This window comes from Bradyrhizobium sp. CCGB20, from assembly GCF_024199855.1.
Classification (GTDB): domain Bacteria; phylum Pseudomonadota; class Alphaproteobacteria; order Rhizobiales; family Xanthobacteraceae; genus Bradyrhizobium.
This window is the reverse complement of sequence record NZ_JANADN010000001.1, coordinates 7,129,660-7,152,653: the sequence shown is the minus strand read 5'-3', so window position 1 is coordinate 7,152,653 and position 22,994 is coordinate 7,129,660. Positions and strand designations below refer to the sequence as shown.

The window sequence follows — 22,994 nt, the reverse complement described above, 5'->3', positions numbered from 1 at the left end:
GTATGAAGGTTCCTATTCGGCCTCGGAACGGCGGCGTTGGAGCTACCCGTTCCGGCACATCCGCGAGCGTCGACACGCGAACGTCAGGTGGACGACGATCCGCAGGCCAATCCAGCGTGCCACCGCGGGATTAGAAAGGCCATCCTTTCGTGGCGATCACGATGGCCAGGTCGGCGCCAGCCATCAACAGCAGGACGGCGAGGACTGCAATGACCGCTCCGGGTTGAGTGATCCCACGCAGATCTTCAAGCATGTGTCGTTCCGCTGATGATGCCGTACGTTTTACCTTGCCATCGGCTTTTGTGGGTCGTCGCGGCGCTGCGCGGCTTCCGTGTTTCGGTCCAGCTGCGCGCGCTCGCTGCGGCGCAAGTGTCCGGACCGCCGGACGCCGTACCAGATCACCGCGCCAAGGACGAAGGCGCCGATGAACCACAACCACAAAGCTGTGGCCGAGACGTCTCCCAAAAGCATGCCGACGCCGGTATTGCCCATTTGTGTGCTCCCGTTGGATATGCGGGCAATGCAGGCGCTACGTGGTGGTTCCTAGATTTAGGAGGACGCCATTGGGTGCAATGCAGGCGCTGCAGAGAGCAGGGCGTCATGCGGCTCATCGTGCGCAGGCCGCCGACTATCGAATGCTGCGACCAATCGTCGGTTCGATCAGTCGTTCCGGTCGGCGCAGGCTGCGGCGATCGATACAGGAACGACGGCTGTGGATGCCGATTGCCCTGTGAGGATGGAGAAATGAGGAGACCACGATGTCCAAAATGCCTCCCGTGCCGGCAGAGCAACGCAGCAACAAGGGACCCGGTTCGGATCCCGCGACGGAGCCGGAAGATAAGATTCCTGAGCGTGAGAACTTCGACACTCAGGGGCGCCAGGGAAACATCAAACAGAACACTACCAATCAAGGCTATCAGCAGGATCGATGATGCCGCACAAGAACCCAGACGCGGAACGTTTCGGCGGACCCGGTTCCTCCCGCCAGGATCGGAAACATCCTGAAAAGGGAGGGCGCGAGCACGATGCACCGGCGCCGGGAGCGCCGACCAACAGCCCGAAATCCCAAGTCTCGGGCGGCGGTGGCGAACGCGATCAACACCATACGCACGACGATCGCCACAGGAGCTGACGCGGAACCACAAGCTGGGAGCAATGGAACGGAGAGACGAGATGCGCATGACAAAGTTAGGGATTCTGCTGATCGCCGCCCTCGCGACAGCGTCCATCGCCCCCGCCTTGGCGCAGGGGGGTGGCGGAGGTTCGGGTGGGTCCGGTGGCGGAGGTGCGGGCGGTTCTGCCGGCGCAAGCGGCGGTGCAGTATCGGGCGCTGGGAGCCAGGGCAGCGCAGCCACGTCAGGCAGCACAGCCACGTCAGGCACCGCCAACTCCTCGAACCCTGCCGATGCTGCGCGAGGTACGACGACCCTCGGAACGAACGGCGCAGGCACCGCCCAGTCGGGCGGCGGGAGTGGCCCAAAAGGATCGACCACGGTGGGACGACCTGGCAATCTGGCGGGCGGCACCAGCAGTGGACGCATCGACGGAACAACCACGCCGGGTCCCTCGCTGCAGGGCGACGATCGGATCCGATCCGAGAATGCGCCAAACTCCAGCGTCGATCGTACGGTCAAGAGCATCTGCAAGGGCTGCTAATGGCGCTGACTGAAAATCAGGGCGCCGGCTTGTCCGGCGTCCAATCGAGATCCGTGTTATCGTGCGGTTCGGGATCGGGCGCGCACGGTTCGATCTTCAGCTGATCTTCCAGCACCGGCTTTCTGCCGTCGTGCTCGACCAGCCCTGCCTGATCTGCCTTCTCGAGCGTCTCCTTCTTCGTCGAAAACGCCCGGCTGAGCTTCTCTCCATCCTTGAACACGGCGTATGGCATGTTCTTCTAGCCTCCCTGATCGAGCCAAGACGCTTTTTCAGCATCCTCTCCAACATGTCGGCGACAGACGCGCTCGCCATATCGTGCGTTCCTATCGAGGGGCATTTCCGCAAGAGACGCGTCGGCAAGAGCCTCGGAGGAACCGTGGCGATAGCCCTCGCTTATCATCCTATTGGAGGCAGGGCATGGGCAAAAAAACAATACGCCGCTTTACCGTTTCGTCTGGAAAATTCCGAGCTGCGCGTGATGCTGATCACGACCAGGCGCAAGCGCAAATGGAGCGTCCCGAAAGGCTCGTTGATTCGCAACACGGAGCCTCATCGCACCGCTGCGCTCGAAGCCTATGAGGAAGCGGGGCTGATCGGGGTCATCGCGAAACGTGCGTTGGGCAGCTTCAAGCATCGCAAGCGGAAGGGCGAGCGCAAGCGGACCATGGACGTCGATGTCTTTCCGATGAAGGTGCATGGCCGCGAGCGCTGGTGGCCGGAGAAGGGCGAGCGAGAGGCGATCTGGGTCTCGCCCAAGCGAGCGGCCCAGCTCGTGCACAAAGATGAACTGCGGCGCCTGATCGTTCGCTTCGCAGCGCAAACGGTATAGATGAGGACAAGATCCTTGCCGGAAGAGAGGTGAAGGACTGTTGCGCGCCGGTGAGCTCAGCCAGGAACAGTCGGAAAGAACAGCGATTAGACCCGATCAACCATGAGAGAACTACCATGGACTTCAAAGACGCGTCCGCAATGACCGAAGCATCTGGCCTTGCCGATAACACCGGTACTGGAAAGGTCTCCACAGCAAGCGGCAATGGAGCCAGCAGGCCGCATGAACCGCCGGGCAAGACCGCTACAGCGCAGGTCGCGCAGCAATTGCGAGACATCGCCATGACCGCGCCGTTGCGGTCACTGGTCGCGGCCTTCATCATTGGGGTCCTCGTGGCCCGGCGGCGTTGAGGCGGGACCGCGGACGTTGCGATCGTAGCGGCGCAATCGATGCGGCGTGACGTTGGAACGTCTCTTCCGACCACAGGTTCTCGAACGATCCCACGGAGAGATTGGTATGAATGAAAACGACAACACGACGTCCAGGTCGCGACAGAGCAGCTCCCTCGGCTGGGCCGTCGGCGCCATCTTCGTCATAGCCGTCATTGCGGCCGTCTTTTTCTACGACGGACGGGACGTCGGTCATCAGGCAACCACGACAAGTCCGACCAACGCTCCGAGCGTGACCACCGGCTCGAGCGGATCCGGTTCGGCCAACAAGTAAGTATTCCGAGACGGGCCGCCCGGTGATGGGCGGCCCGTTTGTTTATGACCTCAGGTCAGTGCATTCGTCACGGGCGCTTCGTTCATCTGCTCGACCTGCGCCCCACTGTCGGGCCGCGCCGGTCCCAGCACCGGCTCCTGACCGAGCGGCTCGAACCCGCCGCGGAAGGTGAACGTCCCCTGACCGTCGATGGACGGACCCTCGCAATATCGACCGGGCTGCAGGGAGTCGCCACCGCGCTCCGTGCCCATGAACATGTAGCTGAACTCGGTCGCCTCCTTGCTGCGATCGAAGCTGTTCGGGATCGGCAGCGATGCGTCCGCCCCCATTTCCTCAATGACCGCGAGCCATTGCTGCTGATGCATCGTATCGCGGGCGATGAGGTAGCTCAGCATGTCCTGCATGCCGGGATCGTTCGTGGAGTTGTAGAGGCGCACCGCGAGCGTTCGTCCCGTGGACTCTGCCGCGACGTTACAATACATGTCGGCCGCAAGGTTACCGCTGGCGTAGATGTGCGAGCAGTTGAACGGTACGCCGTCGCAATTGCCGGGAAATGCCGACAGGCCGCTCGAGAGGATGTGCTGATGCAGCATGCCCTCGATCACATGTCGCGGCCGTTCGCCGCCGTTCATGACGGCGCCGACGACCGGGTTGGCCTGCAGCGTCGTCTCCTGCGTCGTTGCCGGCGCCTCCTCGAGGTTCAGCGCAACCGCCGTCGCAAGCATTTCGATAAGGCTGATTTCTTCGGTCGCGGTGTTGAGAAGCACGTCCCGATACTTTGCGGGGCCGCGAGCGCCCCACGCCTGGAAGAAATATTGGAGGCAGACGCGGATCTCGCCTTCGACGCCGCCGATGGCCTGCTGCAGCTGACGGGCGAAGAGGGGATCGGGCTTCTCGACCCGTACGGGATATTGCAGTCGCTTGTCGAAATAGTACATGCACAGCTCCTTTTTGTGTCCTGGCACATGGGCGCAATGAAAAGCTGTCAGGTTGCGTTCCTAAAACATTTCTCGCGTGTTCTGGACATGCTCTGAAATTGCCGCCACCTCATTCCGCAAAAATGGCGTGGCCCCGGCGCGAGGGAGGGTCCCGCCGGAGCCGGACGCGCGCTTGTCACAGGACGGCAATTTCGTCGAAACGCTCGGCAAGCCGGATTTGTCATCACCAGTCACGGTGCGGCGGTCAGAGGCCGGGCTATGTGCACGGCTCCGGTCATGGCGTATCGAAGATTTGCTATCGCAGGTCAGGTTGGGTCCCGGTCCGGAACTCGCGTGGCTTTTGCAGACTCCCGTTTGCGCTAGGAACGACCGCTCGGGATGGCGGTTGCGGCAACGAAGCCAGTCGAACGGAGGACAGGAAATGGCGAACACTGCGCGCGACACTTTCGTTGTTGGACTACGCAATGCACATGCGATGGAAGTGCAGGCGAGGGAGTTGATGGAACGTCAGTCGGAGCGGCTGGACGAATATCCGGAGGTGAAGGCCAAAGTAATCGCTCACCTTCAGGAGACCAACGAGCAGCTGCAACGGCTGGAGCGATGTCTGGAATCTTGCGGCGAGACCACCTCCAGTCTCAAGGACACGACACAGTCCGTGATGGCCAACATGCAGGCCATGGCGCATTCGGTTGCCGATGACGAGATCCTCAAGAATACTTTTGCCAACAACGCGTTCGAGAATTTCGAGATTGCAGCCTATAAATCGCTTCTCGCGCTCTGCGGCGCCGCCGGGGTCGCCGAAGCGAAGGAGCCGCTCGAAGCGTCTTTGAAGGAGGAGCAACGTATGGCGGCCTGGATCGAGTCCAACGTCGAGAAGGTGACGATGGCATATCTGGCGCACCAGCGGCAATCGGCGTAACCGCCGGCAGGCGCGGCGGCTCGCTTGACGCGCCGGTGTGCCGCCGCCCTGAGGCAATCGATGACACACATTATCTTCAGCGATTATCATCTTCAGCGATTATCGCAATCCGGCCGCGGAGCAGGCTTACGAAATCGCGTGGGACTTCCTGGCACGTGCCGGCGCGATCCGGGATGAGTTCGAGACTTGCGTGTTTCTTGCTCAGCGAATGGCCGCGATGGTGGACCAAGGGCACACAAACCGCATCCGCATGGCCAACCGGGCCATCAACGAATATCAGCAATACCTCGATGAACGCGAGGATCGCATCCACTGTGGTGAGGACGTCAGTCCATCTGCAATGAATGTCCGGTAACGCTCCGAGCCGTTGCGGCCTGATCGGCGTCAGTTCGGTGGATCTGCGGGCACGCCATCGGCGGTCGCGACTTCGGTCATCGTCCGTTATTATGCTCAGATCAACAGCGACCCAGTGGCGCGGGGCGGGGAGCGGCGCCGGTTCGCAACAGGAACGTGGCGGACACAATCTGCATTGTTGCTTGACGCAACCCGAGGAGAATAGGCATGCGAAAAGTTGCCCTTGCAGCGCTGGCGGTCGGCGCGATATCGACCGCGACACTTGCCCCGGCCGAAGCACATTGGCGGGGAGGAGGCTGGCATGGCGGTTGGGGCGGCCCGGGTCTGGGCTTTGGCCTTGCCGCCGGTGCCTTGGCGTTCGGCGCTGCGGCGGCCGCATCGCCTTACTATTACGGCGCGGGATACTACCCGGGGCCGTATGGGTATTATCGCCCCGGCCCGTACGCGTATTATGGCCCACGCTATTACGGTCCCCGATACTATCGCCCGCGGTATTACGGCCCGCGATATTATCACACTCATTACCGGCCCTACGGGTACTGGTGACGCCCGGCGAACAGCTGGGCCTTTTGATTCGACGATCACCTCTGCAAATCCGGAAGCCGGATTAGGAACGCGAGAAGTCGAACGAGCTTGGCACAATAGCGCTCAACGGAGGCTAATTCTTAGCCAGGCGGCCCCGGTGTTTTCCCAACCGGGGCCGTTTCACCGCGCGGGTGGACACCACGTCGAGCCCGTCCGTCCCGCGGTGAAGGATCGAAAGTCGCCCCTTGCCTCGAAGGTACAACTTTCGGCTCAACGAAGCTTCTTGCTTTCGATCGTGATCGAGCAGACCGGTCCGATCCCGTCGCGAACTTCGAGGCTCCACCGCCCATCCAATTCGAGAGAGTCCTCGATGTCGCGCGCCAGCCGTTTGGCGGCTATCCAGGCCGCGTGATCGTTGGCCAATTCCTCACCGACATCGTCATTGTGAGGGGCGCCGTTCGTGATCTGATAAAAATACCGCGTCATTGCTCTGCCCGACTTCGGAAAAGCAACTTAATCTATGTTGTTTTTGTTCCCTGAGAGGTGCTTGGATGTTTCGGGCAGTAAAGGCTCTACCGTGGTTTGCTCTTGAGCTCTGCCATCGCCTTCCGGGCAAGGAGACCTAGTTCTCCCAACGTGGTCCTGCCCTCCACTGCGGCCGCTAAAAGTCGCGCGGCAACGAGCTTCCGGGTTTTGTGATCTCCGCCATTGGGAAGCGCATCCCGGAATGTTTCTTCCAGGACGAGCTCCATTCTTCTCTTCAATTTGTCGCTCAACTCGCTTCCGGGGCCTTCGGCCGTTGCCCATCCTGGTGGTGTCATTGTCGTGCTTCTGCTTTCCCAACGGCTCGTCCGGCTATTTCTTCAGATGCGCTTACTGCGCATCTCATGACCCATGTTTGCCGGGTGTCGTTCGAGGTTTATCGGAGAAGCCGGGTGAGCGCCGCACCAAATGTTAAGGGTAGGATTGCCAGCTGAACACGGCGCGCTTGGTCAGGCGAGGCGCTAAGTGAACGCAAAGGAAGCATGGAAGGCGGCTGGACGAGCGCTATCTGAGCGCGAACCATCCCAGGACCGCGAAAATGGGGATGATGGCCACGGCGAAAAGGACCAAAGGTGATGGCTCATTGCCTGTACGATCGCTCATCGGAGCCTCCGAAGTGCTTGGGAATCTTGGGCTCGCCCTTTCGGATGCGTGGCCTCGCGGAATATCAATGTCAGCAAGGTGAGACTGTTCCTGAAGGAGAACGGTCCGATCCGCGCGGTCTCGCCGCTGGACCTTCAATGCCTCCTCTTGGTTAGGGCGGCCAACGCCTCTTGCATCGCGACCTCCGTTGGAACCTCGGCAGCACATTGTCGCAGCAGGTGGCGCGCCGAGCGTCGTTCCGAGGAGCACTCGCATGATCGATATCGTCGTCGTCCCCGGGGATTCGCCCAATTCATCGCTGGCCGGCGTATCGTGGGCTGCCATCGTTGCCGGCGCCGTTGCCGCCTGCGCGATAACGCTGCTGCTGCTGGCCTTTGGCACGGGCCTCGGACTGAGCATGGTGTCCCCCTGGTCAGGGTCGGGCGTTTCAGCGACAACGTTCAAGATCACCACCGGCCTCTACCTGATTGTCATCGCCATGATTGCCTCTTCGATCGGTGGATATCTCGCGGGCCGGCTTCGTTCCGGGTGGGCAGGCGTCCACGGCGACGAAGTCTATTTCCGCGACACAGCGCACGGCTTCGTGGCTTGGGCGCTGGCTTCGGTTCTCGGCGCTGCTGTGCTCGCGACCCCTGCGACAAGTATTCTCGGAAGCGCGACGACCGGAGCGGCCCAGGGCGTGGCGACGAGCGCCGGGCAATCCGGAGGTCCGATGGATAATTATGTAGATACGCTGCTGCGCGGTGACCCAGCCTCTCAAGCTTCGTCGGTCAATCCGTAGGAAGTCCGCGGCGAGGTTGTCCGGCTCTTTACCCGCAGTTTTCGTGATGGCGGCGAATTGAAGGGACCGGATCGAGAGTATGTCGCGAAAGTCGTCGCGGCGCGCACTGGTCTTGCGCAACCCGAGGCAGAGAAGCGCGTGAACGACGTGATCACGCAGGTCAAGGCCGACATGGATGCTGCGCGCAAAGCCACCGCATCCCTGGCGTTCTGGCTGACCGCTTCGCTGCTGCTGGGTGCGTTCTGCGCCAGCCTGGCCACGACCGAAGGTGGAGCGCTCCGTGACGGCACCTGGAAACGCCGTCACTAACCGAAAGGAAAGCCCATGCCGATCCTTCTATGGCTCGTCGGAATACCGATCCCGCTGATCATTCTGATCATGCTGCTGCGTTAGTCAACGCGATCGGTGCTGGCGTCGGTTGTGCGCCATGACGATGCGGTGGTCGTAGAGCTTCCGATACCTAGGAGCCTGAGAAATCCGAAGGCCTACCCGCCGGCGCCCGAACGGGCGCGGCTCATATGTCCGCCGCGCCTCCTGGTCGCATCGTTAGGACGGACCGAGTCAGGACATCGGTTGCCGCCCCGAGGCGGCGGCCCAAGGCCGCCGCAACCGCATCGACGCGCCGCCGCGAGGCGGATCATCATGGTCGTCGTCCAGCTTGCGCAAGGCGGCGAGAATGTCCGCGAGACGGATTGGTTGGTCCATGCCCGGGATCGCGCGCAAGGCAGGACGGGATTCCACGGCGAACATGTCGGACGCCCAGGACGACAGGATGACTCGCTTCTCCGGCGTGGTAAGTCCGCTGTCGTTCAACACCTCGTCGGCAGATCCGTAATGAGCGGCGGGGTGAAAGATGGCATTGAGATTGGTGGCATTCGTCTTTGCGTTGGTCATGGTCGTCTCCCTTATGCACTCCTTCCTAGGGAGCGTTACAAGATCCGGGCGGCGGACGTGCCGCCGCCCGGCAGGCCGTCAGGCGGCCTTCTTCTGCTCGATCCGGGGCGAGGCGGTCGCACCGGCGATCTGGATTCGGCGCGGCTTCATCGCTTCGGGCACCTCGCGGACCAGATCGATGATCAGCAGGCCGTCGCGGAAGGCGGCTTCCTTCACCTGGACGTAATCGGCCAGGTTGAAGACGCGGCGGAAGGGGCGCGCGGCGATGCCCTGGAACAGGAACTCGCCCGCGGGCTTCTCGGGCTTGCGGCCCTCGATGATGAGCGCGTTCTGCTCGGCGGTCGCGGTAATGTCGTCGGCGCCGAAGCCAGCTACCGCCAGCGTGATCCGGTAGTGGTCCTCGCCGAAGCGCTCGATGTTATAGGGCGGGTAGCTGTCCTCGCTGGTCTGGCGCAGGGCGCTGTCGACGAGGCCGGCCAGATGGTCGAAGCCGATGGTGGAGCGCCACAGCGGCGCGAAGTCGAAGGTGGTCCTCATATCCAAGTCCTCCAAAGAGCAAGATGGTTACGAAGGAACGCAAGACGGCGGTCCTGAGACCTCCGGCCGCGCCCGTGCCCGACCCTGGAAGGCGTCAGGCACACCGCTCTCGCGGCGAAAAACGAAATAGAAAAACGGAAGGGCGTTTCAAGAGGGGGCGGCCAGATTTTTTTCGGCTCATGTGATTGGTTAACGCGCAAGGGACGAACATTCGCGTACCGCACCGCTTTGCCATCTTGACAGCCGTTTCGCGCCGAATATTTTTCCGCTTGGGAATCCGCTTCCCACGTCTCGAACCATGAAGGATTTTGGAAGACCGTCAGGAGTGGCGACGATGCTCGACGAAAACCTTGCCCGTATCCGTGCGCACCGCAACAATATCCATCGCTATCGCAGTCTGCTGAAGACGCGACTATCGGACCTCGAACGCCAGTTCATCGAACGGCGTCTCTCCGAAGAGAGCTCGGCGCTCCAGCGACTGACGACCGGGTCCTTTCCCCTCGCATTCGATATGCCGAAAGTGCCCGCGACAGTGGGAGCTGCCTCATGACTGGCGTCAAGGACCTGTTGATCCGTGGCAGCGAGAAGGTCATCGCGCATTATCGGCTCCTGCTCGCCGGCGCAAACACGGAGAAGGAGCGCGAGCTTTACCGCGCCAGGATCGCGCGCGAGCAACGGCTTCTGGACCAACTCCGCGATGGTTCGCCCGGACGGTTCGCCGCATGAGTTGCGAAAACGAGGAAGATCGCTTTGCCGGCTACGACATCGTATTGAAGCAGCGCGGGCGCGGCCGTTGGAAGTGGACCGTCTGCGAGGTTGGAGGAGAAGCCTTGATGTCCGGCTCGGAATGCAGCCGCGCAGGCGCTAGATACAAGGCAGAGCGGGCGCTGTTTCTCCTGCTCTGCGCCGGCGCGTCCCGGGCGGATTCCGCCAAAGGGAAACATCCGGACTGGCTTTAGGAACTCTGGACGTCAATGGCCGGTTGTCCGCCGCTGGACCCTTGAAGCGGAGAACAACGTTGGAAAGCACGATCGTCGGAGAATTCGCCACGCGGCGTGAAGCCGAGCTGGCAGTGGAGCGCGTGGTCCAGGAGTTTGGCGTGGCGCGGGGTGACGTCTTCATTCAGCCCGCGGGGGCTGCGAATTCGTCCGGCACGCGGGCCGCAGGCGCGGACGTCAAGACCGCGCCCGCGCCGGAGGGCCAGCAAAAGTTGGAGGGCGAGATCGAGGTGTCAGTCGACTTCCATGGCGATGAACCCGAGAAGATCGTCGAGGCGCTGAAAGGCACCGGTGCAACGATGGTTCGCACCAAATAGAGCCTTCATCGGATGGCTGGGCTCAAGCATCCCGTGACCCCCGACGGTCGCTACTTCGTCGTCCGGGGCAAGCTGTGGCGGATGAGCAATCCAGGTCTTGATCCCGATGAGAAGTCGCGGCTGGTGAAGCATCTGATGGATGCGCGCCGTGCCGTGAAGGCCGCCAAGGCGGCGCGAAGCTCGGCGGCTGAGTCTGCCGCACGCGATCTGGTTGACGCGACGAAGCGCGGTTTGGGCGAACGCGGACCGGTCTGGTGGAAGGACGGCGCGCCCGACCTCAACAGGCATGCGGTCAAGAACAGTCCCTACGCGGCCTGGTACACGCGGATCAGGCGGGGATATTCGGAAGGTCCCGCGGCTTGCGCAGAAACGCCTGGGCCATGACTTCGTCCGGCGTGAGCCTATCGTAAGGGCGCGAATTTTTGCGCGATTCTAGGTTTGATGGTCGGCCGTTGGGTAGGCGATCAGCGTCTTGGAATGCGTCTGGCGCGATTGTAGCGTCAATTATTCGTCGCGGAATCGTTCGCCGCACCTGCTGCATCGGTAAAGATCTATCAGCTTGCCGGATTCCGTATCAAGCATAGGCGTCAGGAGGCACGGTCGGGTCCCGCAATGTGGACAGGCCCGATCGGCCAAGTGCAATCGAACCTCATCGTCATCCATGGGCGTCATATGCGACTCTCTCCCCTCGGGGGAGACAGCATCAATCTGCGGTTCCTACTTCCACATATGTTAGGAGCAGCTCAGGAAGCCCGGTGATGAAGGCCATCATTGTGCCTGAGAGGAAGGGGAGTTCGTCAATGGGAACTTCCGGTAACCTTCGGTTTTGGTGACTGCAACGTCGTGAAGGCGTTGCCCAAAGGACCGCTGGCTCGATTGGGACGCGACGCCCATATGGCCGGCGGCTCCGGAGGGACGCGGTTGTCGATCGGCGGCCGGAAGGTCGTCTCCCGCACGTTAAGATCGGACGCTTGCTGCTAATCAACCGCGAGTGCTGCCGTCGTAATTGACCCGCCGGCTTGATATCTGAATTACCGCAATCCTTGTTTGGACCTCCAGCTTGTGATGGACGTTTAGAAAAAATGTGTAAGGAATTTATCTGACGACACACATGGAGACGTTTGAGACTTATCTGGAGCGGAAGTACCAGGAAATCATGCTGTTGAATGCCAGCCTGTGTCGTCCGCAAAACCTGTCTCGTCCACGCTCCGTAGACGAGATTATCAGGATGAAATTCCAACTGACTGCCGCTCTGCGTGCGGAGCACGAACTTCAGGATTGGAAGGCGACCGAGACGGCGTGGTCCACGACGGCGTGTCCTGCAAGCGGGCCATTCGTATTCAGTTACGACTATCAGCGCGCGGACCTCAGCGTCAGCGGACCGATGTTCTATGAACTTGGCGCCGGCTGCAGCAGCGAACTCTATTACAGTGCGTCCGGCATGGCCGCGATCTCGGCCGTGATGCTCTCGGCCGTGCAAGTTCTTGGCAGTGGCGAAATCCTGGCAATGACGGGGTCGTACGCAGAGACGCTGGAGTTAATCGAACGCTTTACGCCCAGCCTGCAAATCGTCTCTCCAGAGCTGCCGCTTGCCGCCACATCGACCGGCTTGCCAAGGGTCCTTCTGCTGGATTCATGTCTGCCTGCGACGGCGTTCGAAGCCATTCTGCGCTCCAGCAGCTCTGAACTCGACCTATTGGTATTCGATACAACATGCTTTGCAGTCCGTTCCGGCCGCATCCGCCGGGTCCTGCGCTGGGCGCAGCGCCAACAGGTTCCCGTTGTCATGGTACGAAGCCACAACAAGTTGGATTCACTCGGGGCGGAGTATGGGCGCCTGGGGTCGGTGGTTTTTGTCAGATGGAAGAATGCAGGCGATGAGGGCAGGAGCGTCATCATCGAACGCCTGACGGCGGAGGTCCGCAATGCAATCCGGCTGTTCGGCGGGGCTGCGCTCCCGGCTCATTTTCCGCCCTATGTGGGCCGTGAAGCCTATTGGATGCTGACGAAGAAGCGCGTCGCAGCCATCTTGCGCAATGGCCGTCGTACCGCGCGGATGTTTAGCCGCATGCTCGCGTCGCAATCGGCCCAGCTTCACTTCACCCACGGCCTTTACGTCACCCTGCGAGCGAAGAATCCTCTCGATGAAGAAAGCGCACGCCAGACCGCAGAGGCGATGTGCCGCGATCTCAGCCGGGACGGCCACGCCATTCGTCATGCCGGCAGCTTCGGATTTGACTTCGCGACAGCCGAGTGGGTCCGCGATGCGACCACGGCCCAGTTCAGCGTGCGGGTCGCAGTGCCCGACCTGCCGACCGGATTGTGGTATGATCTTTCTGCTGCGATCGCCGGATGGTGGAAGAAATCCTAAGTGACCGAGGCCGGACGGACCAGCTTAGCGGGTGAACAGGGTGAGGCACACGACACCTTCCGGATCGACGCACCCAAAGACGTGAGGCTGGCGGCTCAGTTCATCGCCGAGGAACATGTGTCGCGTTGCGGAGTTCGGACGATGAAAGGATGGTACGCATGAATGAGAAATTCGATCCTGCTCCACCGGACAAGAATGCGGACGATCCCAGACAAGCGATACGCCGCGATAAGGCAAAGGATGATGAGCTCGAGAAAGGTTTGAAAGACAGCTTTCCGGCATCCGATCCGGTGAGCAGTACACAAGCGTCCAAGGCGACGCCGGACGGTTGATTGAAGGGGAAGAACATGGGACTTGCAGCTTACGACATCGTCGGCAGGGACGGCGCCTGGCACGTCGAACATGACGGCTCGATCCGGAATACCTATCAGACCAAGGAGGCTGCATTTGAGGCGGCCGTTGCGGCAGCATCGCTTGCGATGCGACAGGGGCATTCCGTTCGCGTGACCGAGCCTGAGAGCGCCAATTCGATCGGCGCCAGAAATTCCGGTTAGCTTTCCTGGGCTCATCCGTGAGGGTCAGCGCGTCAGGATGCAGTCGAAAGGCGGGCGAGACCTCGTTCGCTATTTCCCTGAAGTCGTTGTCGCTGCGTCCGCCATCGATGCGGAATCGTTCATCTTGGACGGTGAGCTGATCATTCGGCTGGGTGAGGGATACTCCTTCGACGCACTGCTTCAGCGCATCCACCCGGCGCCAAGCCGGATCAAGCGTCTGGCTGGAGAGACGCCTGCGAGCTTCATGGCCTTCGACTTGCTGCGATCGGCGGATCAAGATCTTGCGGCGCTTCCGCTCGCCAAGCGACGGCCCGCGCTGGAGGCCTTCGCCCGCCGCCAGTTTCGCAACAACGATGTGTTCGTGCTTTCGCCGGCGAGCCGCAGCTACGCCGAAGCCAAGCGATGGCTTCAACGTATTGAGGACGGCCACGACGGCGTCGTCGCGAAGCGGCGGGATCTTGCCTATTGCAGCGGCACGCGCGACGGAATGCAGAAGATCAAGCTGATGCGATCGGCCGATTGTGTGGTCGGCGGTTTCAGATATGCCGAGAAGAAGCAGGCCGGCCGGAGGGTGATCGGTTCGCTGCTGCTCGGGCTCTATGATAAATCCGGGCTCCTGCATCACGTCGGGTTCACCTCCGCGCTCAAGGCCTCGGACAAACCTGGCCTCACCAAACGGTTCGAGAAGATTATCAGCGGGAGCAGCTTCAGCGGCAAGGCGCCCGGCGGTCCGAGCCGGTGGTCGACGAAGCGATCGGCCGAGTGGCAGCCGGTGCGCCCGGTTCAGGTTGTCGAGGTCTGCTACGACCATGTGTCCGGTGACCGATTTCGCCATGGCACCAGGATCCTTCGCTGGCGCCTGGACAAGAAGCCGTCCCAGTGCCACCTGGACCAGCTGCACCAAAAAGTAGCGCGCTCATAACTAGGTCGCGAGATCGCGCCAGCAGCCGCGTGTGCCATGCACATCCTCAGGTTCAATTCACATTATCACGCAGCATGTTGCGGAATGCCGTGCCGACAGCGGCAGCGCCGCTCGCGCCCTGCATCAGCGCGATTTCGCCCTGCTGCTCATGGCGAATGGCGTGAGCCATCACGCGTAGGCGCGGGTCACCGGAGCTATGCCACATCTGGTCGGCCATCTTGACCGCGCCGCGGTGGTGTTGGCTCATCAGTGCGATGAACAGCCCATCGAATCCGTCGGGCGGCGCATTCCTGGCTTGCTGGATCTCGTTCGTGGTCAGAAGGCCGGGCATGGCCGCGCGCTCCGCGGAACTGCAGTCGGGCATCTCGGTGGCGAACCAGCTTCGCCACCAACTTGCGAAGATCCGGGTCTCGCCGATCTGGCTCGAAACCATCAACATGGCGAGCTTCCGGAGATGGGCGTCCCGCGCCCGCCGAACCGCCAATTGAGCCAGCTCGATGCCCTGCGCGTGATGAGCGGTCATGTGGCGGATATAGGCCTGGTCCATGTCCTTGTCGCGCCCCACCCACGGCAGTTCGTAGCCGCGAGCGCCGAAAAGCGCGATTGCGCCGAGCGCCGCGATTACGGCCAGCGCCCCGGCGCTCCAGGCATTCGAGAATGAGACATCCCACGCGGGCGCGGCATCGTGGATCCAGCGCAACCGGACGAACAGGGGATACATCAGGGCCGACGAAGCGTGGACGAGAAAGCCAATCCAGTAAGGCTGCTGGAGGGTGAACAGCGGCTGCGAGAACGGGAACAACGGCACGAGGACGAACCATTCCATTCCCGATGTGAGAATTGCCCAAGGCAGCGCGAGCAGCAGAATCGTCCACGGCCGCAGATCGGCCGTCCAGCGCCCGAGCACGCCGAAGAACACCAAGGCCCAGGAAAAATCCGCCCATTGATGGAAGGCGATGCCGGTGACGATGGCGCTCCATGAGGGCTCCGCACTGAGCGCCCAGTCGCGCACGGGAATGGCAGCGACGGTCATCCAGTCGACCGCGGCGTCGCGTCCTATCCGCGCCGCGAAGAGCTGGCTGACGATGGTTGAGAAGCTGCTGCTGATCAGTCCAAGCGCGGCGGCCGCAATCCAGCGCGAACGCCGTCGCGGCTTGTCCTCGGTCTCGGCCAGATCAGGAGGTGACACCGGCCGTCGCGTGCTGGACAGCTTGCTTTGCCCGGCCTTTCACAGCCTCGACGCCCTTGGGAAAGCCGCTGCGATTCGGGTAGAGCTTACGTCGTTCATCGCGCGGCGGACGGCGCGGCTTGGTCTCCTGGGCTGCGCGATAGTCGAGCATGGCAATGCCGCCCACCATCAGCAACGCCAGCGCCACGTTGCCCTTCTTGGGGTTATCAGATGTCAGGCCGGAAAGCAGGGCAGCCGCATCGACGCCATCGCCGCCCACTCGCGCCCACAAGCCTTTATTCTTGTCCACCGAGAGGGACATGATCCCGGCCATGATTTCCCGCATGCCGAAGGCGCGGACCATTGTCTCGTTGCCTTCCATCCCCAGCGTTTCCGTGACACGTCGGGGAGCGAAAAGCTCTACGACCCCCAGGCCGATACTGAACCAGCCGAGAGCGCGTGCGAGTTGGTCTTCCGGCTGCTTCAAGCTTGGGCCGCCTTCGACGATCTTGGGATCGCCCTTGGTGCGTACGATGTTGGAGACGTGAAACATGTCGGAATGCTCCTCAGGGCTTCAGCACGACCTTGACACAGGAATCCCGCTTGTCGCGGAACACCTGGTACATCTCGGGTCCCTTGCTAAGCGGGACCGTGTGGGTGATGACGAAGGAGGGATCGATCTCGCCTTCCTCGATGCGGTGGAGCAGATCGTCCGTCCAGCGGTTGACGTGGGTTTGCCCGGTCCGCATCGTCAGTCCCTTGTTCATGAAAGCCCCCATCGGCAGCTTGTCGGAGAAGCCACTGTAGACGCCCGGCACCGAGATGATGCCTCCGGGCCGGCAGACATAAATCATCTCGCGCAACACATGGGGCCGGTCGCTTTCGAGCATGACCATTTGCTTGGCGCGGTCCAGGATGGTGTCGGGCAGCGACGCCATCACGTGCGATTCCATGCCGACGCAATCAATGCATTTTTCGGGGCCCTTGCCGTCGGTCAATTCCTTGAGCCGTTCCAACACGCTCTCGTTCTCGAAATTGATCGTAGTCGCGCCGGCGGCTTCCGCCATGCTGAGCCGCTCGGGCAGGCAGTCGATCGCAATCACCTGGTTGGCGCCAAGCAGGATGGCGCTGCGGATCGCCATCTGCCCGACAGGGCCGCAGCCCCAGATCGTGACAGTGTCGGTCGGCACGATGTCGCATTGCACGGCAGCTTGCCAGCCGGTCGGAAAGATGTCGCTGAGAAACAGCAGCTGTTCGTCCGGAATGCCGGCGGGCACCTTGATGTGCGTGGCATCGGCAAAGGGAACGCGCAGATACTCGGCTTGGCCGCCGGGATAGCCACCGGTCAGATGTGTATAGCCGAATAGGCCGGCGGTCGAATGCCCGAACACCTTGTCTGCCAAGTGTTTCTTGCGATTGGTGGTTTCGCAGACCGAGAAGTTGCCGCGCTTGCACTGATCGCATTCGCCGCAAATGATCGTGAAGGGGACGACGATGCGATCGCCCTTCTTCAGCTTGCCGTCAACGCCCGAGCCGACCTCGACCACTTCGCCCATGGTCTCGTGGCCCATGATATCGCCGGGCATCATGCCCGGAATGAAATTGTGGAAGAGATGGAGGTCTGAGCCGCAGATCGCGCAACTGGTCACCTTGATGATGGCGTCGCGTGGATCCTGGATTTCCGGATCGGTGACGGTGTCGCACCGGATGTCTTCCTTGCCGTGCCAGACCAGCGCTTTCATTCCACTTCTCCGCTCGATATGTCGCATCTAAGTCCAACAACGGACGATGGTTGCTATTGCATGGTGCAAATCTCTGCACCGCACCAGCTTCAGAGCGATAGGAACGAGATGATAACGAAGTGATTGGGCGTCATCGTCTCAATCCCGAGGATACGCCCATGCCCGCCAACCAACTCGCCGTCGTCACCGGCGCTTCCACCGGAATCGGCCTGGAACTCGCACGCTGCGCTGCCGAGGATGGCTTCAATCTGATCATTGCCTCAGACGAGCCCGCGATGAGCAAGCGGCAACCGATCTCCGCCGGCTCGGTTCGACTGTCGAGGCGGTCCAGGCCGACCTGTCCACGATCGATGGCGTCGACAAGCTCTGCGCCGCTGTCGGCGACCGTCCGATCGATGCTCTGCTTGCCAATGCGGGTGTCGGACTTGGCAAAGCCTTCCTAGATCAGGACTTCGCCAAGATAAGGCGGCTTGTCGACACCAATATCACCGGCACGCTCTATCTGATCCATCGCGCCGGAAACGGGATGCTTCGTCGGAATGCGGGACGCATCCTGATCACCGGCTCGATTGCCGGTTTCACGCCCGGCAGCTTCCAGGCCGTCTACAACGCCAGCAAGGCGTTCCTGGATTCGTTCTCCTTTGCTCTCCGCGAGGAGCTGCGCGACAGCGGCGTCACGGTCACCTGTCTGATGCCGGGTGCGACCGAGACGGAGTTCTTCCGTCGAGCGGACATGATGGACACGAAGGTCGGTACCGAGAAGAAGGACGACGCGCACGATGTGGCCAAAGCGGGCTTCGATGCGATGCTGCGGGGAGAGTCCGATATCGTCACAGGGATAAAGAACAAAATTCAGACTACGATCGCCAATGTGACACCAAATGAGGTCTTGGCCAAACAGCACCGCAAGATGGCCGAACCGGGCACGGCAAAGTCTTAGCTACGTAAATCGACCAGAGCCGCTGCGGCTGCGACCGCTAGAGCATCGCTTTCAGCTTGGCCGCATCCGCGGGGGCTGCGCTTTTCTGGTCGTTGTCGAAATAGACATAGACGTCACAACCTTGCCGTTTCCAGGATCGGATGCGCCGGGCCACTGCGCGAGAGCAGGGCGGGTATAATGGCCGTGATAGCGCCCACCTGGGCCGTGGCCGCGCACGTAAACGAAGTCCGCCGTGCGCTCCCATGGTGCCGGGGCATCGTGATGGTCGGAAAGGCATAGCGAGGCGTTATTGTCGGCGAGCACCCGCAGAATGCGAGGCTGATAACCAGCTGGGATGACGAAATTCGAAGCTGTAGCGACGCCTCTTCGATAGCAGCTTGAAGAACGAAGGAGCCGGTCGGCGTTCGCTTCGAATTGGGGTGGTAGCTGGAACAAGATCGGACCAAGCTTGCCACGGAGAAATTTAGCGCGATCTTCCAATAGGTCCAGGCTGTTTTCGCAGGCGTCAGACAGACGTTTCCAGTGAGTGATGAACTTGGACGCCTTCCAGGCGAAGACGAAGTCCTTGCCAGTCTGCTCCCGCCAGGCCTTGACCGACTCCGGCGTGGGTGTGCGATAGAACACACCATTGAGCTCGGTGCTATCGAATTGATTGGCATAATAGTGAAGCTGCTGCTTGAGCGGTAACCCTTCCGGGAAGAACGGGCCCCGCCAGGAGTCGTAGTGCCAACCAGATGTGCCGATCAGGGTGCGAGTCATTTCGAAGCCATCGTGGGTTGCGCAACGGGTAAAGCCGCAACCGCTCCAACAACGCCTCTGTCGCCCCATTGTTGCGTGGGGCACCGCTTGGTGCTTAGAGACCTCGTCGGGGATCATGCAAAGCCGCGCTGCGGGCAAGGGGCAACCTTGGTAGGATGATCTATGACGCTTGATCGTCCCCTTTTTGGCCGGAGACGGCCAGTGCTGCTGGCCTCTAGTCGCGCAGGGGTGCCTCGGCGATATCGAGCAGCGCGCCAAGACCTTGCCGCAGGCGGTGCGTCGCGATGTTCTCGGTAGCCAAGCCGAACACCACGAGAGATCGCCCCGTCACCGCGTAAGCGTGCCCAAATTCGAACGCCGGCATTTGAACGTCGGGTTGATTGGTGTCGATCAGGCCCAGCCAGCTGCTCCCGTCGGTGACGTCTGGCAAGGTGAAGTTCACGACGTCATAATAAGCGTTGTAGACCAGCAGCATGGTCGCGTCCGATCCGCGACGCTTGATGCCGGTCTCCTGTGCGCGTCCGTCGAGGAGCATGCCGAAACATTTGGCATTACCGTCCTGCCATTGGTCGGTTGTCATCTCTTCCCCCGATGGGGATAGCCATGCGACGTCCTTCACGTCGAGCTCTTCGTTGTGGGATCCGACAAGGAAGCGGCTGCGAAACAGAATGGGAAACGCTTTGCGCGTGGCGATCAGCTTGCGTGTGAACTCGCGAAGACTCCGGCCGTTCGCGGTGATGTTCATCCAGTCGAGCCAGCTGGTCTCGTTGTCCTGTGCATAAGCATTGTTGTTGCCTTGCTGGGTTTGACCGAACTCATCGCCGGCCAGCAGCATCGGCGTACCATGAGACAGGAGCATCGTCGCCAGCAGGTTTCGCTTCTGGCGCTCGCGCAGCGCCGTGATCTCCGAATCGTCCGTCGGTCCTTCGGCACCGCAATTCCATGAATGGTTGTTACTGTGGCCGTCGCGATTGTCCTCGCCATTCGCTTCGTTATGCTTGTCGTTATAGGAGACCAGATCGTTGAGATTGAAGCCGTCGTGGGCGGTGACGAAGTTGACGCTGGCCCAGGGCCGGCGGCCGCGCTTGTTGAAGAGGTCGCCGGATCCGGAGATGCGTTTGGCAAAGTCAGCGAGGGTGCCTGGATCGCCCTTCCAGAAGGCGCGTGCTGTATCCCTGAATTTATCGTTCCACTCGGCCCATCCGGGTGGAAAGCGGCCGACCTGGTAGCCGCCCGGGCCGATGTCCCATGGTTCGGCGATCAGCTTGACGCTGGAGAGTACGGGGTCCTGGCGGCACGCGTCGAGAAAGCCGCCGCCTTCGTCGAACCCGTACGGCTCCCGCGCCAGGATCGTGGCGAGGTCGAAGCGGAAGCCGTCAACGCGCATGTCGGTTGCCCAGTAACGCAGGGAATCGGCAACCAGCTGGAGTACGCGCGGGTGTGAGAGGTTCACCGTATTCCCGGTGCCGGTGTCGTTGATGTAGTAGCGCTTCTGATCGGACAGCAGGCGATAATAGCTGGCATTGTCGATGCCCTTGAATGACAGAGTCGGCCCAAGCTCGTTGCCTTCCGCGGTGTGGTTGTAGACGACGTCGAGGATGATTTCGATGCCATGGGCATGGAACTGGTTCACCATGGCTTTGAATTCGTTCGCAAACGGCGTCTTCAGGTAGCGTGGCTCGGGTGCAAAGAAGGCGATGGAGTTGTAGCCCCAATAGTTGCGTAGGCCTTTCTCGACTAGGTAGCTGTCGTCGATGAAGGCATGTATCGGCAAAAGCTCCGCGCTGGTGATGCCGAGCGAGCGCAGATAGGCCGGCACCTCGGAATGTGCGAGGCCTGAAAAAGTTCCGCGGTCCGCCTCGGGAACGAGGGGATGCAGTTGGGTGAAGCCCTTGACGTGCATCTCGTAGACGATCGTCCGCTCCCACGGTGTTTCTGGCTTGCGGGCCGTTCCCCAGGTGAACGCTGGATCGATCACGCGGCATTTCTGCATCAAGGGGGCACTGTCACGTTCGTCGTATGACAGATCCTTGTCGGCGTGATCGAGCTGATAACCAAACAACTCCGGTCCCCAGCGCAATTGGCCAACCAGCTGCTTGGCATAGGGATCGAGAACGAGCTTGTTGGGGTTGAAACGGTGCCCAGCTTCGGGTTGATAAGGACCATGAACGCGGTAACCGTAAACAGTGCCCGGACGGGCCGAGGGCAAATAGCCGTGCCAGACTTCATCGGTATATTCGGGAAGCTCGATCCGCTCGAGCTCGGTCTCGCCGGTATCGTCGAACAGGCAAAGCTCGACCTTGGTGGCATGTGCGGAGAACAAGGCGAAGTTGACGCCAAGCCCGTCCCAGGTGGCGCCGAGCGGAAACGGCCTACCTTCCGTGATCCGGGAGCGGCGCAGGCTCGACGCGGCTCGCGTCAAGGCGTCGTCGGAAAGTGATGGTCGATCCATTTTGTCCCCCAAGGAAAGCCGTCATGAAGCCGGCGCGGCCGCCACGGTTTCCGATGTCGTTGGCTCAGCGCAATTTGCGGAAGCGATCACCGCGGCTGGCGGGACGTCAGTCGGCGTTGACGGCGCGGTCGCCTTTTGCAGCGCGGCTTCCTTGCTGATTGCGGATAGCGAATTGCCGATTCGCTCGACGATGGTCGTCAGCTCGGCGTCGGATAATTTGAGGCGCTTCTTGATCAGTCGCACCTGGGTACGGTCGGTCAGATCGAGCTTGTTACGGATCGGCTGGGGCTTTGCGCGGCGCATGGCGGCAACTCCTGGTCTATCGTCGTAACAGTCGCTCGACGATTCCGTTCCTGGTCGCAGCACCGCAGGCGGTCAGCCAGCCGTTGGTACGCCCAGTTCGAGGCCGGCAGCAGGTGGCGGCATCCGGATCACGCCGTCGCACGAGGGGATCGCGAACACGTCGAGCTGCGCCTTCTGTCGCAATGCTGGCAGCCGGCGATACGCCGCCAGATAATCCCGCGCCATCCGCTCCGCCGTAAAGCGCTCCTCGAACCGCTTGCGGATCATCTGTCGGTCCAACGTTCCGATCGATTTTGCCGCCTCGACCGCCTCATCGACGGAGTTGACCACAAAGCCACTAACGCCGTGATCGATGACCTCAGGTACGGAGCCGTGCGCAAGGGCGATCACGGGCATCCCGCACGCCATTGCTTCTATCATGACGAGGCCAAACGGCTCGGGCCAACAGATTGGAAACAGCAGAGCGCGGGCATTGCCAAGGAATTCAGCTTTCTGGACTTCGTTGATCTCGCCCACGAACTCTACGCGCGGGTGCGCGGCGACCATGGGTGCGATCACCTGATCCCAGTAGCGCTGATCGGCGGCGTCGATTTTGGCCGCCATCCTGAGCGGCACTCCCGCCCTGGTCGCGATTTCGATCACCTTGTCCGGTCCCTTTTCAGGCGAGATGCGGCCGAGGAACGCCAAATAATCGCCTGGCGGTGGATTTCTGTATGGCAGAACGTTGTTAGGCAGTCCGTGAAGCACCGTTCCAAGCCAATTTACAGGCGGCATCGGGCGGCGTTGCGCGTCTGAAATTGAGACGAGCGGCGGCTCTGGGAAGGCCGAATAGAACGACATCAGATCGGGAAGATCGAACCGGCCGTGCAAGGTCGTCAGGATCCGATCCGCGTAGGGCCGCATCAGGGGACAGTGCAGATGGTCTATGTGGAAGTGCAGCACGTCGAATTCGTCGGCACGCCTCGCAACTTGATCCAGCATCATGACATGATACGGCGTCATGTCCTTGACTGAATGATCAAGTCGCAACGCCATTTTCGAGCACGGCACGAGTTCTGCCGACGTGACCGAGTCTCCGCTCGCGAATAGCGTGACCTCGTGTCCCTGACGCACCAGCTCTTCGGTCAGATATGAGACGATACGCTCGGTGCCGCCGTAGAGACGCGGAGGGCAGCTTTCCGCAAGTGGAGCAATTTGAGCGATTTTCATGTTGTGTGCCCCCAATG

The 22,994-nt window shown here is 61.3% G+C and carries 28 protein-coding genes and 3 pseudogenes; 17 read left to right on the top strand and 14 right to left on the bottom strand.

The features are described from left to right. Positions 1–130: 130 nt before the first annotated feature. Positions 131–253 (bottom strand): hypothetical protein, encoded by a 123-nt coding sequence (locus NLM15_RS43605; RefSeq protein WP_256565527.1) that lies wholly within the window; start codon positions 251–253, stop codon positions 131–133. Positions 254–282: 29 nt separating this feature from the next. Beyond that, complete coding sequence (locus NLM15_RS33650) at positions 283–492, bottom strand: hypothetical protein (RefSeq protein WP_254122136.1); 210 nt, start codon at positions 490–492, stop codon at positions 283–285. A gap of 266 nt (positions 493–758) precedes the next feature. On the opposite strand from NLM15_RS33650, the gene NLM15_RS33645 reads away from it, so the two are divergent. The 4 genes from NLM15_RS33645 to NLM15_RS33625 all read left to right on the top strand — a co-directional run bounded on the left by NLM15_RS33645 (position 759) and on the right by NLM15_RS33625 (position 3,148). Then, the gene (locus tag NLM15_RS33645; protein ID WP_254122134.1) at positions 759–932 is read left to right on the top strand and encodes a hypothetical protein; all 174 of its coding nucleotides are present in this window, start codon (positions 759–761) and stop codon (positions 930–932) included. Between the two features lie 785 nt (positions 933–1,717). Further along, positions 1,718–2,485 carry an NUDIX hydrolase gene (locus NLM15_RS43820; protein WP_309143633.1) on the top strand — a complete coding sequence of 256 codons (768 nt, stop codon included), beginning with the start codon at positions 1,718–1,720 and terminating at the stop codon, positions 2,483–2,485. Positions 2,486–2,601: 116 nt separating this feature from the next. Continuing rightward, positions 2,602–2,835, top strand: coding sequence for a hypothetical protein (locus tag NLM15_RS33630; RefSeq protein ID WP_254122132.1), 234 nt, complete (start codon positions 2,602–2,604; stop codon positions 2,833–2,835). 106 nt (positions 2,836–2,941) lie between these two features. Continuing rightward, complete coding sequence (locus NLM15_RS33625; RefSeq protein WP_254122130.1) at positions 2,942–3,148, top strand: hypothetical protein; 207 nt, start codon at positions 2,942–2,944, stop codon at positions 3,146–3,148. 50 nt (positions 3,149–3,198) lie between these two features. Here the strand turns inward: NLM15_RS33625 and NLM15_RS33620 are convergent, their stop codons facing one another. After that, positions 3,199–4,086, bottom strand: a complete 888-nt coding sequence (locus tag NLM15_RS33620) for a manganese catalase family protein (protein WP_254122128.1) — start codon at positions 4,084–4,086, stop codon at positions 3,199–3,201. Between the two features lie 421 nt (positions 4,087–4,507). On the opposite strand from NLM15_RS33620, the gene NLM15_RS33615 reads away from it, so the two are divergent. Together NLM15_RS33615 and NLM15_RS44130 are read left to right on the top strand one after the other, a co-directional pair. Next, complete coding sequence (locus NLM15_RS33615; protein ID WP_254124561.1) at positions 4,508–5,005, top strand: ferritin-like domain-containing protein; 498 nt, start codon at positions 4,508–4,510, stop codon at positions 5,003–5,005. A 190-nt stretch (positions 5,006–5,195) separates the two neighbouring features. After that, positions 5,196–5,360, top strand: a complete 165-nt coding sequence (locus NLM15_RS44130) for a hypothetical protein (RefSeq protein ID WP_375166898.1) — start codon at positions 5,196–5,198, stop codon at positions 5,358–5,360. 794 nt (positions 5,361–6,154) lie between these two features. Here NLM15_RS44130 and NLM15_RS33600 read toward each other — a convergent pair. Beyond that, a complete protein-coding gene (locus NLM15_RS33600) occupies positions 6,155–6,370 on the bottom strand; it encodes a DUF6894 family protein (protein WP_254122124.1) in 216 nt (71 codons plus the stop codon). 913 nt (positions 6,371–7,283) lie between these two features. Between NLM15_RS33600 and NLM15_RS33595 the strand changes: the two genes are divergently transcribed. Then, positions 7,284–7,811: a hypothetical protein gene (locus tag NLM15_RS33595; RefSeq protein ID WP_254122122.1), complete on the top strand. Its 528-nt coding sequence runs from the start codon at positions 7,284–7,286 to the stop codon at positions 7,809–7,811. Positions 7,812–7,949: 138 nt separating this feature from the next. After that, positions 7,950–8,120, top strand: coding sequence for a hypothetical protein (locus tag NLM15_RS33590; protein ID WP_254122120.1), 171 nt, complete (start codon positions 7,950–7,952; stop codon positions 8,118–8,120). A gap of 252 nt (positions 8,121–8,372) precedes the next feature. On the opposite strand, the gene NLM15_RS33585 is transcribed toward NLM15_RS33590, so the two are convergent. Together NLM15_RS33585 and NLM15_RS33580 are read right to left on the bottom strand one after the other, a co-directional pair. Further along, the gene (locus NLM15_RS33585; protein WP_254122118.1) at positions 8,373–8,705 is read right to left on the bottom strand and encodes a hypothetical protein; all 333 of its coding nucleotides are present in this window, start codon (positions 8,703–8,705) and stop codon (positions 8,373–8,375) included. 78 nt (positions 8,706–8,783) lie between these two features. Next, entirely contained in the window at positions 8,784–9,242 is a 459-nt protein-coding gene (locus tag NLM15_RS33580; RefSeq protein ID WP_254122116.1) for an Hsp20 family protein, read from the bottom strand. A gap of 334 nt (positions 9,243–9,576) precedes the next feature. Here NLM15_RS33580 and NLM15_RS33575 point away from each other — a divergent pair, with 334 nt between their 5' ends. The 8 genes and pseudogenes from NLM15_RS33575 to NLM15_RS33540 form a co-directional block, all read left to right on the top strand. Then, positions 9,577–9,792, top strand: coding sequence for a hypothetical protein (locus NLM15_RS33575; RefSeq protein WP_254122114.1), 216 nt, complete (start codon positions 9,577–9,579; stop codon positions 9,790–9,792). Then, positions 9,789–9,968: a hypothetical protein gene (locus NLM15_RS33570; RefSeq protein WP_254122112.1), complete on the top strand. Its 180-nt coding sequence runs from the start codon at positions 9,789–9,791 to the stop codon at positions 9,966–9,968. The genes NLM15_RS33575 and NLM15_RS33570 overlap by 4 nt, the downstream gene beginning before the upstream one ends. A 292-nt stretch (positions 9,969–10,260) precedes the next feature. Further along, positions 10,261–10,557, top strand: coding sequence for a hypothetical protein (locus NLM15_RS33565; protein ID WP_254122111.1), 297 nt, complete (start codon positions 10,261–10,263; stop codon positions 10,555–10,557). 12 nt (positions 10,558–10,569) lie between these two features. After that, complete coding sequence (locus tag NLM15_RS33560) at positions 10,570–10,941, top strand: hypothetical protein (protein WP_254122110.1); 372 nt, start codon at positions 10,570–10,572, stop codon at positions 10,939–10,941. 727 nt (positions 10,942–11,668) lie between these two features. Continuing rightward, positions 11,669–12,928, top strand: coding sequence for a hypothetical protein (locus NLM15_RS33555; RefSeq protein ID WP_254122109.1), 1,260 nt, complete (start codon positions 11,669–11,671; stop codon positions 12,926–12,928). A gap of 158 nt (positions 12,929–13,086) precedes the next feature. Continuing rightward, the gene (locus NLM15_RS33550) at positions 13,087–13,260 is read left to right on the top strand and encodes a hypothetical protein (protein ID WP_254122108.1); all 174 of its coding nucleotides are present in this window, start codon (positions 13,087–13,089) and stop codon (positions 13,258–13,260) included. 15 nt (positions 13,261–13,275) lie between these two features. Next, positions 13,276–13,482 carry a DUF2188 domain-containing protein gene (locus NLM15_RS33545; RefSeq protein WP_254122107.1) on the top strand — a complete coding sequence of 69 codons (207 nt, stop codon included), beginning with the start codon at positions 13,276–13,278 and terminating at the stop codon, positions 13,480–13,482. 10 nt (positions 13,483–13,492) lie between these two features. Next, a pseudogene (locus tag NLM15_RS33540) lies at positions 13,493–14,404 on the top strand (ATP-dependent DNA ligase); the annotation flags it as partial. Between the two features lie 52 nt (positions 14,405–14,456). Here the strand turns inward: NLM15_RS33540 and NLM15_RS33535 are convergent. The 3 genes from NLM15_RS33535 to NLM15_RS33525 are packed head-to-tail and all read right to left on the bottom strand — an operon-like array spanning position 14,457 to position 17,314. After that, positions 14,457–15,593, bottom strand: coding sequence for a DUF305 domain-containing protein (locus NLM15_RS33535; protein ID WP_254122105.1), 1,137 nt, complete (start codon positions 15,591–15,593; stop codon positions 14,457–14,459). Next, entirely contained in the window at positions 15,580–16,125 is a 546-nt protein-coding gene (locus NLM15_RS33530) for a hypothetical protein (protein WP_254122103.1), read from the bottom strand. Before NLM15_RS33530 ends, NLM15_RS33535 begins: the two co-directional genes overlap by 14 nt. Before the next feature lie 13 nt (positions 16,126–16,138). Next, positions 16,139–17,314, bottom strand: coding sequence for a zinc-dependent alcohol dehydrogenase (locus NLM15_RS33525; RefSeq protein ID WP_254122101.1), 1,176 nt, complete (start codon positions 17,312–17,314; stop codon positions 16,139–16,141). Positions 17,315–17,472: 158 nt separating this feature from the next. Here NLM15_RS33525 and NLM15_RS33520 point away from each other — a divergent pair. Beyond that, a pseudogene (locus NLM15_RS33520) lies at positions 17,473–18,254 on the top strand (SDR family NAD(P)-dependent oxidoreductase). A gap of 37 nt (positions 18,255–18,291) precedes the next feature. On the opposite strand, the gene NLM15_RS33515 reads toward NLM15_RS33520, so the two are convergent. From NLM15_RS33515 to NLM15_RS33495, 5 genes and pseudogenes are all read right to left on the bottom strand, one after another. Further along, a complete protein-coding gene (locus tag NLM15_RS33515; RefSeq protein WP_254124556.1) occupies positions 18,292–18,498 on the bottom strand; it encodes a DUF72 domain-containing protein in 207 nt (68 codons plus the stop codon). Positions 18,499–18,509: 11 nt separating this feature from the next. Next, a pseudogene (locus tag NLM15_RS33510) lies at positions 18,510–19,013 on the bottom strand (DUF72 domain-containing protein); the annotation flags it as partial. 214 nt (positions 19,014–19,227) lie between these two features. Further along, positions 19,228–21,465 (bottom strand): glycogen debranching protein GlgX, encoded by a 2,238-nt coding sequence (glgX, locus tag NLM15_RS33505; RefSeq protein WP_254122099.1) that lies wholly within the window; start codon positions 21,463–21,465, stop codon positions 19,228–19,230. A 21-nt stretch (positions 21,466–21,486) separates the two neighbouring features. After that, positions 21,487–21,768 (bottom strand): DUF3606 domain-containing protein, encoded by a 282-nt coding sequence (locus NLM15_RS33500; protein WP_254122098.1) that lies wholly within the window; start codon positions 21,766–21,768, stop codon positions 21,487–21,489. A 72-nt stretch (positions 21,769–21,840) separates the two neighbouring features. Next, positions 21,841–22,977: a glycosyltransferase family 4 protein gene (locus NLM15_RS33495; protein WP_254122097.1), complete on the bottom strand. Its 1,137-nt coding sequence runs from the start codon at positions 22,975–22,977 to the stop codon at positions 21,841–21,843. Between the last annotated feature and the right edge of the window lie 17 nt (positions 22,978–22,994).